10 protein-coding genes are annotated in these 11,882 nt (G+C 74.0%); 3 read left to right on the top strand and 7 right to left on the bottom strand.

The genetic code is table 11. The annotated features are described in order from the left end of the window. Nucleotides 1-11: 11 nt before the first annotated feature. Both ACIPYS_RS24040 and ACIPYS_RS24035 read right to left on the bottom strand, forming a co-directional pair. Nucleotides 12-2,726 (bottom strand): ricin-type beta-trefoil lectin domain protein, encoded by a 2,715-nt coding sequence (locus tag ACIPYS_RS24040; RefSeq protein ID WP_400749325.1) that lies wholly within the window; start codon nucleotides 2,724-2,726, stop codon nucleotides 12-14. A gap of 394 nt (nucleotides 2,727-3,120) precedes the next feature. Further along, a complete protein-coding gene (locus tag ACIPYS_RS24035; protein ID WP_400749322.1) occupies nucleotides 3,121-4,134 on the bottom strand; it encodes a zinc-dependent alcohol dehydrogenase in 1,014 nt (337 codons plus the stop codon). 215 nt (nucleotides 4,135-4,349) lie between these two features. Between ACIPYS_RS24035 and ACIPYS_RS24030 the strand changes: the two genes are divergently transcribed. From ACIPYS_RS24030 to ACIPYS_RS24020, 3 genes are all read left to right on the top strand, one after another. Then, nucleotides 4,350-4,727 (top strand): hypothetical protein, encoded by a 378-nt coding sequence (locus ACIPYS_RS24030; RefSeq protein ID WP_400749319.1) that lies wholly within the window; start codon nucleotides 4,350-4,352, stop codon nucleotides 4,725-4,727. A 124-nt stretch (nucleotides 4,728-4,851) separates the two neighbouring features. Next, nucleotides 4,852-5,355, top strand: coding sequence for an LD-carboxypeptidase (locus ACIPYS_RS24025; protein WP_400749316.1), 504 nt, complete (start codon nucleotides 4,852-4,854; stop codon nucleotides 5,353-5,355). Nucleotides 5,356-5,502: 147 nt separating this feature from the next. Next, a complete protein-coding gene (locus ACIPYS_RS24020; RefSeq protein ID WP_400749313.1) occupies nucleotides 5,503-5,844 on the top strand; it encodes a hypothetical protein in 342 nt (113 codons plus the stop codon). Here the strand turns inward: ACIPYS_RS24020 and ACIPYS_RS24015 are convergent. The 5 genes from ACIPYS_RS24015 to galT all read right to left on the bottom strand — a co-directional run bounded on the left by ACIPYS_RS24015 (nucleotide 5,798) and on the right by galT (nucleotide 11,442). Beyond that, a complete protein-coding gene (locus tag ACIPYS_RS24015; protein ID WP_400749311.1) occupies nucleotides 5,798-6,541 on the bottom strand; it encodes a hypothetical protein in 744 nt (247 codons plus the stop codon). The two genes, ACIPYS_RS24020 and ACIPYS_RS24015, sit on opposite strands and share 47 nt — an antisense overlap. A gap of 170 nt (nucleotides 6,542-6,711) precedes the next feature. Next, entirely contained in the window at nucleotides 6,712-7,662 is a 951-nt protein-coding gene (locus tag ACIPYS_RS24010) for a helix-turn-helix domain-containing protein (protein WP_400749308.1), read from the bottom strand. A 172-nt stretch (nucleotides 7,663-7,834) separates the two neighbouring features. Next, complete coding sequence (locus ACIPYS_RS24005) at nucleotides 7,835-8,665, bottom strand: SDR family NAD(P)-dependent oxidoreductase (protein WP_400749305.1); 831 nt, start codon at nucleotides 8,663-8,665, stop codon at nucleotides 7,835-7,837. Between the two features lie 189 nt (nucleotides 8,666-8,854). Further along, the gene (gene galK, locus ACIPYS_RS24000; protein WP_400749303.1) at nucleotides 8,855-10,012 is read right to left on the bottom strand and encodes a galactokinase; all 1,158 of its coding nucleotides are present in this window, start codon (nucleotides 10,010-10,012) and stop codon (nucleotides 8,855-8,857) included. Further along, nucleotides 10,009-11,442 carry a galactose-1-phosphate uridylyltransferase gene (gene galT / locus ACIPYS_RS23995; RefSeq protein ID WP_400749300.1) on the bottom strand — a complete coding sequence of 478 codons (1,434 nt, stop codon included), beginning with the start codon at nucleotides 11,440-11,442 and terminating at the stop codon, nucleotides 10,009-10,011. Before galT ends, galK begins: the two co-directional genes overlap by 4 nt. Between the last annotated feature and the right edge of the window lie 440 nt (nucleotides 11,443-11,882).

The raw sequence follows: 11,882 nt of genomic DNA, 5'->3' as shown, positions 1-11,882 counted from the left end.
CGGCGTTACGGTCAGGCGGTGTTCGGGGTCAGCGTCCAGCGCTGGTTGGCGTTGCCGTAGCACTGCCAGATGCCCACCGCGGTGCCGTTGGCGTCGTTCCAGCCCGGCAGTTCCAGGCAGCTGTCGGAGGCAGGGTTGTAGATCGAGCCGTCCTCGCGGAAGGTCCAGATCTGGCCGCCGGCGGTCCGGCAGTCCGTGATCACGACCGGTGCGCCCCAGTCGGTCCGGTCGTCCTCGACGCCGACGCAGCGGCCGCCGGTGCGCAGGGTGCCGTCGGAGGCGAACCAGAAGTCCTGGCTGGCGCCGTTCCAGCAGTCGTACAGCCGGAGCGCGCTGTTGTTCGACGCACCGTAGTTGTCGAGGCAGCGGCCCTGGGCGTGGATGGAACCGATGTTGTAACCGGCGGGCTGGGCCGAGAGCGCCCGCGGCTCACCGAAGCGCGGCTGGTCGCCCTCCGGGGCGAGGCCCGGGTAGCGCACCTTGCGGCCGTCGGCGAAGGCGACAACGAGGTCGGCGTGACCGTCCGCGTCGAAGTCACCGGGCGAGTCCACCAGCGGGGCGGCACCGGCGGCGAGCCCGAGCGGCAGCACGGTGTGGGTGGCGGGGGCCGTCCACCGGTCGCTCGCCGTGTCCTGGCAGTCGCCGATCACCAGGTGGGTGCCGGGTCCGGCAGTACCGGGCGCGTCGAGGCACTTGGCGGCGTTCGGGTTCATCAGCGTGCCCGGGTGGGGACCGGCGACCCACTTCTGGGCCGGGGTGTTGTTGCAGTCCCACAGGTTGACCGGCGAACCGCTCTCGGTGAGCGCGTCCGTGACGTCCAGGCACTTGCCGAGGACGTGCACCGAACCGTCGGTGCCGAGGGTGAACGCCTGGCTGGACGCCGCACCCTGGTCCGAGCAGGCCGCCAGCACGGCGGCGGTGCCGTTGCCGGTGCGGCCGTGGTCGATGTCGGCGCACAGGCTCGTGCCGCCGTCGCCCGGGAGTGCGGAGACCAGGGGCTTGTGGGCGGGCAGCGGCAGCGGCGTGAAGCCGCTCAGGACCTTGCCGTTGGGGTCGAACGGCAGGACCAGGCTCGCGACGGCGCCGGTCACGGTGTCACGCACCCAGAGGGTGGGGACCCCGCCGATGTCGCCCGGGTACATCAGGGTGAAGCCGCTCCAGTCGTCGCCGGGGGCGCCGAGTTCGACACCGGCGTCGAAACACCGGCTGTCGTTGCTGCGCATGCTGTAGTAGTACCGCAGGTGACCCTGCTCAACGGTGATCAGGCCGGTCCCCCCGGTACCCCGCCGTACAGCGGTCATCCGGGTGATGTGGTCCCAGGTGCCGTCGATGCCCTTGGTGCGGCAGTAGGTCTGGCCGCCCACTGGACCGACGTCGCGGGTGAAGCGACCGAACACCGGGTTCGGCGTCGCGTTCCCGTCGTTGGCGTAGACGAGAAGCTGCTTGGTTTCCTTGTGATAGACGAAGAGCGAGTCGCCCTGCCCGACGACGGCCCCGCGGTGGGCCAGCAGGTAGTTGTTCCAGTTGTCGTGCATGGGGCTGCTCGCGGCCGGGGACACCGTCTCCGGCTCGGACGCGCCGCCGCTGCCACCCCGGAACAGCACCAGCGAACCGTCGGCCGCCGGAGCCAGGAAGTCGGGCACGCCGTCGACGTCGACGTCGCCGGCCACGTCCGGGCGGTCCCTCCACGGGGCGTAGTAGTTGTAACTGGAGATCCGCGGATCGGAGTTGCCGGCTCCGTCGACAGCGCTGACCACCAACTGGTGCGAGCCCCAGTCGTCGGCCCCCACACTGATCGGGACATCGGCGTACGCGGTACCGTCTGCGGCGAAGGAGGCGGGGACGGTGCCGGTGACGCCGGGCCAACCGACGTTGATGGTGTACCGGAACTCACGGACGCCACTGGCGAGGCAGCCGCCGGCGCAACCGCTCGGCACCGGGTCCTTGCTGGTGACTCGGACGGTGATGCCGGGGTCACCGGCGCGGCCGGTGGACGTGGCCCCGCTGCCCGTCGGCGGAAACACCGTCGAGGGCGCGATGGACGCGGGCGTCGGTGCGGAGAGGTCGACCTTGAAAGCGCAGTCCGCCGTCACCGGGCTGTTGACTCCGCCGCCGGTGGTCCAGGCGTTCCAGCCGTACTGGTGACCGTCCGCGAGCGCGCGGCCGACGGTGGCCTCGCCCCAGCCTCCGGTGCCGACGACGGTCTGGCTGGTCCGCGTGACGCCACCGGTGTCGCCGGACTCGCCGGCCGTGATGTCCCACACCCGGAAGCCGACGGTGACGGTGCCGACGCCGGGCTGCGCGGTGCCGCTCCAGGCGGACAGGGTGACGTCGGACGTGCCGTCGGCCAGGGGAACGGTCCGACCGATCCAGCCGGGCGCGCCGGCTCCGCAGCCGTCGTCGGCCTGGCCCACGGGCTGCGGCTTGACGGACAGCTTGCTGGGGGCGGAGGGGCCGGGCCCGTCCGCGGCCTGGGCCGGGGCCGGAGCCTGGGCCTGGGCCTGGGCGGCCGTCGGTGCGGCCGTCGGTGCGGCCTCCTGAGCCGTCGGAGCAACGGCCGGAGCCCCGGTCGGGGTACTGGTCGGGGTGCTGGTCGGCACACCGGTCGGCACACCCGTGGGCGCGCCGGTCGGAGTTCCGGCCGCAGTGTCGGTCGGCGCCGGGGTCGCGCCCGGGTCCGCGAACGCGGCGCCCGGGGCCGCCAGCACGAGGCCGATCGCGAGCAACGGCGCCAGGTGCCGAGCCGACCGGCCGCGCGGCGGCGCGGATGAGCGGGTTTCTCGCATGAGGTGTCAGTTCGCCTTCGCAGCAGGGACCCCTCGGTCCGCGGCCGATCGCCGACTGTCCGCCGGCACCGACGTGAACGAGGGGATTTGTCCGAGTGTGGTGCGCGTTCCGATCACGCGTCAGATGACGTGGGCGCGCTTCGACGATCGGTGCGCGGTCGAACGTTAGTGCGTGGCGATCCCGGCTGGCAATCCCGTTTTCGCGGACGCCGGACGTGTCCCGTTCTGTGCATCGGCGCAGGTCACGGGAGGGTCCGGAGACGCCGCCGCCCGCCCCCGGTCGACGGGGGTGGGCGGCGGCGAACGACGGGGCGGGCGGTGGTGGGTGGGGTCGTCAGCGGAGGTCGAAGACCAGGCGGGCGGGGGTCCTGCCGGAGAGGACCTCGTCGAAGCAGGTGTTGACGTCGGCGAGGTGGCGGGTCTCGCGGATGACGCGGGTGCGGCCGAGGGCGTGGAGGCGGAAGACCTCGGCGAGGTCCTGGCGGGTGCCGACGATGGAGCCGATCACCCGGGTGCCGTTCAGGACGGTGTCGAAGACCGGGAGTTCGAGCCGGCCCTCGGCGGGCAGGGCGACCAGGACGAGGGTGCCGCCGCGGCGCAGCGAGGCGTAGGCGGCCTGGAACGAGGCGTTGCTGACGGCGAGGGCGATCGCGGCGTGGGCGCCGCCGAGCTTCCGGACCTCGGCGGCGACGTCCTGGACCCGGGCGTCGAGGACGTGGTCGGCGCCGAGTTCGCGGGCCAGGGCGAGCTTGTCGTCGGTGACGTCGACGGCGATGGTCTCGGCGCCCGACAGTCGGGCGTACTGGAGGGCGAGGTGGCCGAGGCCGCCGATGCCGGAGACCAGGACGCGGGTGCCGGGGCCGGCCCCGGAGACCTTGAGGGCCTTGTAGGTGGTGACGCCGGCGCAGGAGAGCGGGGCCGCGTCCAGCGGGTCGATGCCGTCGGGGACGGGAACGACGTAGTCGCCGTGGGCGAGGGCCTGCTCGGCGTAGGCGCCGTCGACGGAGTAGCCGCTGTTGTGCTGGTGGACGCAGAGGGTCTCCCAGCCGGAGACGCAGTGGTCGCAGCGGCCGCAGGCGTCGGCGAGCCACGGGATCGCCACCCGCTCGCCGACCCGGACGTGCCGGACCTCGGCGCCCGCCGCCTCGACGATGCCGACGCCCTCGTGGCCTGGCACAAACGGCGGGGTGGGCCGGACCGGCCAGTCTCCGTGCGCGGCGTGGATGTCGGTGTGGCACAGGCCGGATGCCTCGAGCCGCACCCGCACCTGGTGCGGGCCCGGCTCCGGGACCGGACGGTCCTCGATCACGAGCGGCTGGGTGAAGTCGTGGACGACGGCGGCCTTCATGTTCGTGCTCCTGCCCTTCGTGCCGCCGGAGCCGCTTCCCGACCCCCCGGGCCCCGGTCACACCTCCATCCCACTCCTCGGGCCGGGCGGACCGCCAGGGCCGGACGGGTGGATCCGGGCGGGCCGATGGTCCCGCGCCCGCCGGGCCGGTGGGCTCCGGCCGGACCGTGGAATTCGGTCGAGCCGGGTCGGGCGGTCCGAGTAGCGTCACCCCCATGGTGAATGAGGAGCGGTACGCCGTGTACCGGGAGGAAGCGAAGGTACTGGCCGCGATCGGCGAGCACGTCCACGCCCAGGTCGGCCGGGTGACGGTACGACTGCCCCGGGCCGTGGCGCAGGCAGCGGTGGACGCCTGGGAGCGCGACGACCCGGACGACGGGCTGCGGGGCGAGACGATCGAGCAGTACGAGGCGCGGGGCCGGGCGGGCGACGTGGCGCTGATCGGCCTCGTCATCTCGGAGCACGGCCGCTGGGAGGACGAGGAGGTCGTCGTCGACCTGGAGGTCTCCTACGCGGGGTCGGCGCTGCTGGCGCACATCGAGGCCGCGGGGACCGACTACCGGCCGAAGGAGCGCCCGTCGAAAACCGCCTGACCCCGCCAGTGGTACCGGCGGCACTGGCGCCGTGACCGGTCCCGCGCTGCCGCATCCGCTCCGACCGCATCCACTGCGCCCGCATCCGCTTCGACCGCGTGCCCTGAGGCCCGGGGACCTCGTGGTGATCGCCTCGCTGTCCGGCTCTCTTCCCGCGGAGTACGAACCCGACGTCCAGCACACGGTGGCCGTGCTCGAACGGACGGGATTCCGTGTGCGCCGGGCTCCGCTCCTCCGGGCGGGACAGCAGCACTGGTGGAGCGCGGCGGCTCCGGCGGAGATCGCCGGGGAGCTCAACGGCCTGCTGCGCGACCCCGAGGTGCGCGCGATCGTCGCCAGTGACGGCGCGCAGACGGCGCTCGGCTACCTCGACCTGATCGACATCGAGGCGGTCAGGGCCGACCCGAAGCCGATCCTCGGCTACAGCGACATCTCACTGCTGCACCTGGTGCTCCACGCGCGCACGGGGCTGGTCGGGTTCCACGCCGACATGGCCGGCGCCGGCTTCGACGGCAGCCGGCAGTCCCTGCCGGCGACGCGCAGAGCGGAACTCGATTCGCTCTACGGCAAGTTGCTCACCAGCACCGAGGCGATCGGCACGCTGCCCACCGGCCCGTGCTGGGAGTGATGGCGTCCCGGCCGGGTCGAGGGCCCGCTGATCGGCGGGGTGATCAACCGCATCGTGCTGGCGCAGGCGACGCCGTTCGCGCTGTCGTTCGAGCGGTTCGACGGCGCGGTGCTCTTCCGGTAGGAGACGGGCGGCCTGGCCTCGTACGTGTGGAGCTACCTCCAGGTGATGCGGCACAGCGGCATTCTCGACCGGATCGCCGGCATGGTCGTGGGCGTTCCGCGCGAGATCGGGGGACTCGGACCCGGCGCCTCCCCGGCCCTGTCCGGGCTGGTCCTCGATGTCCTCGGCGACCGTGACATCCCGGTCCTGGGCCAGGTGGACTTCGGGCGTGCCGGGCCGAACCTGCCGATGCCGGTGGGCATCCGCGTCGGCCTGGACGCACGGCGGCGGACGCTGTCGTTGCTCGAACCGGCGGTCGCACCGCACCCGGTGACCGCGATCAGCCTGCCGAGTGGGCATCGGCCCGGTGCGTCGGCCGGGTGGTGACGTGGCGCAGCAGCACCGTCGGTGACGGCATGACGGCGGACCAGGTGTTCGCGCATCTCTCCGCGGCTTCGGCCGGGGCCCAGGCGGCCACCACCGGGAGTTCGCAGTGGTCGCCCGGCTGCAGCGGGGGAAGCGTCCAGGACATGCCGTGGTGGTTGCCGAAGTCCACTCCCCAGGTGGTGAACGAGCGGGCGTACACCTCGTCGGCCAGCGCCGTCCAGCGCCGGGGCGCCTCGCCCACGAGGGCCGCGCCGCAGATCGCCTCCTCGTCGTTGCCGCCGACGGTGAGCCGGGTGTGATCGTCCTCCACCGTGATCGCGGCCAGCGCCTGCCCGCCGTTCCAGTCCGCGACGGCACCCTCCGGGAGCCGCGCCGGCAGCTCCGCCGAGAACCGCACCCGGCCGATCGGCGCCAGGACGTCGATCCGCCAGACCGCCGCACGACAGTCGGTCAGCGGCTCCCAGTACTCGGGGTCGAGGTCGGGGTCGTACGGGGTCAGCAGCAGCTCGACGCGGGCCGCAGGACGGACCCAGCGGGCCACCGTGCAACCGCTCGGCAGCTCGAAGAGCTCCTCGGGCAAAGGGGGGAGGACGGTGTTCCCGAGGGTCGTGCCGAAGGTCAGCGGGCCGAAGGGGGTGCCGACGGCCGGCCGGTCGGCGGGACGCAGGCGGGTGCGCGGAACGCTCGGGAGCAGCATCGCTCCAGCGTAGAGGGCCCGTCGCACCGGGGTCGTCGGGTCGGGGCACCTGCCGCGCAGCGGCTCGACGACGGCTCCACGACGGCTCCACGACGGCTCGACGACGGGGCCGGACCCCGCGCGGCCCGGTGACCCGGTGGCCCATTGGCACCGGAGCCGGCCGAGTTCCGTCAGGATCCGCCGGACGGCGCCCGGCCGGGCCGGACGACACGGTCCGCCTCCCAGGAGATGAGCATCCGCAGGGCGTCCTCGGAAGGACTCCCCGGGTCTGCGGTGTAGGTGACCAGGGCCTGGTCGGGGTCGTCGGCGGAGCGGAGGGTGTCGTAGACCAGCTCCATCCGGCCGACCAGCGGGTGGTGGAACACCTTGTGGCCGGAGGTCTTGTCGCGGACCGGGTGCTCCGCCCACCAGTGGCGGAACTCCTGGCTGCGCACGGAGAGTTCGCCGATCAGTTCGGCGAGCCGGGGGTCGTCGGGGCGGCGGCCGGCCTCCAGGTGGAGGAAGGCGACGTTCTCGCGCGCGCAGGCCACCCAGTCGTCGTAGAGGGTGCGCGAGGCCGGGTCGAGGAAGGTGATCCGGGCGATGTTCCGTTCGGTGGGGGCGAGCGTCCCGTAGTCGCCGAAGAGGGCGACGGCGGCGCTGTTCCAGGCCAGGATGTCCATCCGGCGGCCCATGACCACGGCCGGGACGTCGGGCATCGCGTCGAGCAGCCGGGCCATCGACGGCCGGACCTGCTGCGGGGCGGCGGGACCCCTGCCGCGACCGGGGCGGGCGCGGTCCTGGCGGGTGCGGGCGAGGCGGTGCAGGTGGCCGGCCTCCTCGGGGTCGAGGCGCAGCGCGCGGGCGACCGCGTCGAGCACGGCGTCGGACGGGTTGCCGACCCGACCCTGTTCGAGCCGGGTGTAGTAGTCGACGCTGACACCGGCGAGTTGGGCGAGTTCCTCGCGGCGCAGGCCCGCCACCCGGCGGCGGCCGCCGAAGTCGGGGAGGTCCACGTCCTCGGGCCGGAGCCGGGAGCGGCGGGTGCGCAGGAACTCGGCGAGGCCGCTCGGGGTGCCGGTGACAGCACCTGCGGCGGCGCCGGAGGTGGGGGCGGGGCGGCTCGTTCGGTTCGCGCTCATGCGGTCATTCTGTCCGTTCGGCGCCCGGTCTGCCTGGTCCTGGCAGGACCAGGCAGACCGGGCCGGGCCGGGGGACGGCCGGGGGGACGGCCGGGGGGACGGCCGGGGGCCTCGTGTCCAGGCGTCGGGACGCCGGGACGTCGGGACGTCGGGGCGTCGGGGCTTCCTGGCGTCACCAGGAGTTCGCGACCGCCACCACGCCGCCGTCCACCACGATGTCCTGGCCGGTGATGTACGCGGCCCGGGGCGAGAGCAGGAAGGCGACGGTCTCGGCGACGTCCGCCGCCTCGCCCAGACGCCCGATCGGCACCTGCGCCCGCACGGCTTCCTGCTGCTCCGGTTCGGTGATCACCTCGTGGAACATCTCGGTGACGATGTAGCCCGGGCTGACCGAGTTGATCCGGATGCCGCGCCCGGCGAAGTCGCTGCCGAGGGTGCGGGCCAGGTTGTGCACGGCGGCCTTGGTCGCCGCGTACACCGGGGCGTTGGGCAGGCCCCGGTGCAGGGTCCAGGAGGCGTTGAGGACGATCGCGGCGCCGCCGCCCGGGGCCTGCTCCAGCAGCGGAAGGGCGTGCTGGACGGTGAAGAACACGCCCTTGAAGTTGACGTCCACGGTGCGGTCGAAGCTCTCCTCGGTCACCTCGGCCGGGGCCTCGAAGACGCCGACCCCGGCATTGGCGAACACACCGTGGAGGTGGCCGTACCGCTCCCCCACCCGCTCGGTCAGCCGGGCCAGGTCGGACGGGCGGGCGGAGTCGGCGCGCACCGCGAACACCCGCTCACCGGCGGCGAGTCCGGCCTCGGCGCGGGCGAGGCGGGCGTCGTCGCGGCCGGTGATCACCACGTTGGCACCGCGGTCCAGCAGCACCCGCGCGGTGGCGAGTCCCATGCCGCTCGTGCCTCCGGTGACGAGCACGGTCCGGCCGTCGAAGTCCTGGTCCTGGGTGGTGCGGTCGCTCTCGCCGGCGATGGCGGCGGGTGTGTTCCGGTGGGTATTGGTCATGGGACCAGCCTCGCCGCCGGAAGGAGGGGCGGACCAGGCCCGTTCCGACCCTGGGTCCGGCGGGACCACCCTGGCGGGAGGGCGGAGCCGCCCGGGCGTGCGTCCGCCCCCGCCGGGGGTCGGCGGGGGCGTGGCCAGGTCGCGCGGCCGCGGCGGGGGGGTGTCGGGGGGCTCGGCGCGGGGCGCGGGTCAGGACTCCCGGCGGGCGCCTGCCGAGGACACGGCCCGGTAGACGTGCGGCTCGGCCCAACCCTCCGCCAGGAAAGCCTCGGTGACCGCCTTGGCCACCGCGTCCGCGTCGGCCGTCCGGGCCAGGGCGATCACCGAGCCGCCGAAGCCGCCGCCGGTCATCCGCGCGCCGAGCGCCCCGGCCGCGACGGCGACGGAGACCGCGAGGTCCGTCTCCGGGCAGGACGTCCGGTAGTCGTCGCGCAGGGAGGCGTGCCCGGCGGTGAGGATCGGTCCGAGGGCCGCCGGACCGTGCTGCTCCAGCTCCCGCATCGTCTGCTCGACCCGGCCGTTCTCGGTCACCACGTGCCGGACCAGCGGGACAAGTTCGGCCGGCAGTCGGTCCAGGGCGGCGGGGAGGTCGGCGGCGGCGAGGTCGCGCAGCGCCGGCAGCCCCAGGAGCGCGGCGGCGCGTTCGCAACCGGCACGAAGAGCGGCGTAGGCGCCGTCGGCGAGGTCGTGCTGCACCCGGGTGTCGAGCACCAGGAGGGTGAGGCCCGAACCCGCGAGGTCGAGCGGGACGTACCGGGCGGAGAGGTCGCGCGTGTCCAGGTGGAGGGCGGTCCCGGCACGGCAGGCCATCGAGGCCATCTGGTCCATGATCCCGCACGGGACACCGACGAAGTCGTTCTCGGCCCGCTGCGCGATCAGGGCCAGCTCGGCTGCTTCCAGGCCGAGTTCGTACAGGTCGTTGTAGGTGGTCGCGACCGCGCACTCCAGTGCGGCGGAGGAGGAGAGGCCGGCGCCGCCGGGCACGTCGCTGTCGAGCAGGACGTCGGCGCCGCCGATCGCGTGGCCCGCCTCGCGCAGCGTCCAGACGACCGCGGCGGGGTACGCGGCCCACCCGGACACGCCGCCCGGGGCCAGACCGTCGACGGACAGTTCGACGACCTCGCCGGGGACCCGGGTCGAGGCGAGGCGCAGCACGCCGTCGGCGCGGCGGCGGGCGTAGGCGCGGACGGCCTGCGGGAGGGCGATCGGGAGGACGAACCCGTCGTTGTAGTCGGTGTGTTCGCCGATCAGGTTGACCCGGCCGGGGGCCGCCCAGACGCCCTCGGGGGCGTGGCCGTAGAGCTCCTCGAAGGCGGCGGACGGGGAGGTGGGGGGCGTGGGGGTCATCGCTGCGGTTCCTCGTCGGTCGTCTTGGTGGCCGGAGCGGCCGGGGTGGCCGGGGTGGTCGGGGCGGTCGGGGTGACCGGGGCGGCCTCAGCGACCGGGGTGGTGGAGCCGACCTCGCGAAGCCGCCGGGCCGCGGACTCCGGGGCGACGTCGTTCATGAACGCCTCCATGCCGGACTCGGTACCCGCCAGGTACTTGAGCTTGTCCGCCGTCCGCCGGACGGTGAACAGCTCCAGGTGGAGGGCGAGTTCGTCCTCGTGACCGTTCGGGGCCTGGTGCCAGGCCGCGATGTAGGGAGCGCGGACCTTCCGGTTCTCGTCGCTGAAGAGCCGGTCGAAGCGGCGCAGCAGGTCGAGGTAGATCCGGGGGAACTCGGCGCGCTCGTCCTCGTTCAGCCCGGTGAAGTCGGGCACCCGGCGGTTGGGGAAGAGGTGGACCTCGTAGGGCCAGCGGGCGGCGAACGGCACGAAGGCCGTCCAGTACTCCCCCGCCAGCACGACCCGACTGCCGTCGGGGTGCTCGGGGCGCTCGGCGGACGGTTGCCCGGCGGATGCTCTTTCGGCAGCGACGAGGTCGTCGAAGAGGTTGCGGCCGGTGGCGGCGCGGTACCGGGCGGCCTGGTCGATCATCTTGGCGGTGCGCGGGGGGACGAACGGCAACGCGTAGATCTGGCCGTGCGGGTGGGCGAGGGTGACGCCGATCTCGGTGCCCCGGTTCTCGAAGCAGTAGACCTGCCGGACACCGGGCAGGGCGGAGAGTTCGGCGGTGCGGTCGGTCCAGGCGTCCAGCACCAGGCGGGCGCGGTCCTCGTCGAGATCGGCGAAGGAGGCCTCGTGGTCGGCGGTGAAGCACACCACCTCGCACCGGCCGACACCCGGCCCGCGACTGTGCAGCGGGTCGTCGAGGGCCTGCGGCACGGGGTGGGTGCCGGGGTCGCCCGCGAGGGAGGGGAAGCGGTTCTCGAAAACGGCCACCTGGTAGTCGCCGGCCGGGATCTCGCTCAACCGGCCCTCGCGGCTGGGGCAGAGCGGGCACTCGTCGGCCGGCGGGTGGTAGGTGCGCGCCTGGCGGTGGGCGGCGACGGTCACCCAGGCGCCGGTCATCGGATCCTGCCGGACCTCGGAGGAGGGCGCGGCGGCGTCCAGCGGACGCAGGTCGGCAACGGCCCGGCCGGTGGGCGGCGTGCCCCGGTCGTAGTAGATCAGTTCGCGGCCGTCGGCCAGTTCGGTGACCGTCCTGGTCGTCGCACCGGCCTGCCCGCTCGAAGCGGCCTGAGCACTCCTACCGGCCTGAGCGCTTGCGTCGGCCTGAACACCTGCGTCGGGCTGCGCGTTCGGGCGGGACGATGCGGCGGCGCCGTTCGTCCCGTTCGCAGCTGCCGACCCGCTCGCGTCGGCCTGGCCGGCCGCGTCGGTCACCGTTGGGGCCATGACGTGCTCCCTCTCCTGGGGCTTCCCTTCAACCACATGAACAAACAATATCGAACATGAATCAACATGCGAGCCCTGGGTCCACCCCGATTCCGAAATCGGCCGCCGGTCGGGTATCAAGGCGCATCCTCCCTGGTCGGCACAGCGGACCGTACGAGGCGACCCGGCCGCCGGGCCTGCCGAGTCTTCCACCCGCCACGGATGCTCACAGGCCGACCCGAGAACTGGCGCGCACCACCCCGCCCCGCGCGGCCGCCCGGCCGGAACCTCCACCCGGAATCCCCGCTCGGAGCGACGATTTCGACGACCGGACGTCACCCGGACCATGGGGTGCGCACACAGGCCGGACGCGGGTCCGACTGCGGGTCCGGACATGGCCGGGCGCGGCCGGGCGCGGCCGGACGTCTAGCGCCCCCGGGAGCGAAGGCTTCCGGGGGCGC

It is taken from the genome of Kitasatospora sp. NPDC089913 (genome assembly GCF_044748625.1).
In the GTDB taxonomy this organism is placed as follows: Bacteria; Actinomycetota; Actinomycetes; order Streptomycetales; family Streptomycetaceae; genus Kitasatospora.
Note: the sequence above shows the minus strand (reverse complement) of the source record. Positions and strands in the feature narration are given on the sequence as shown.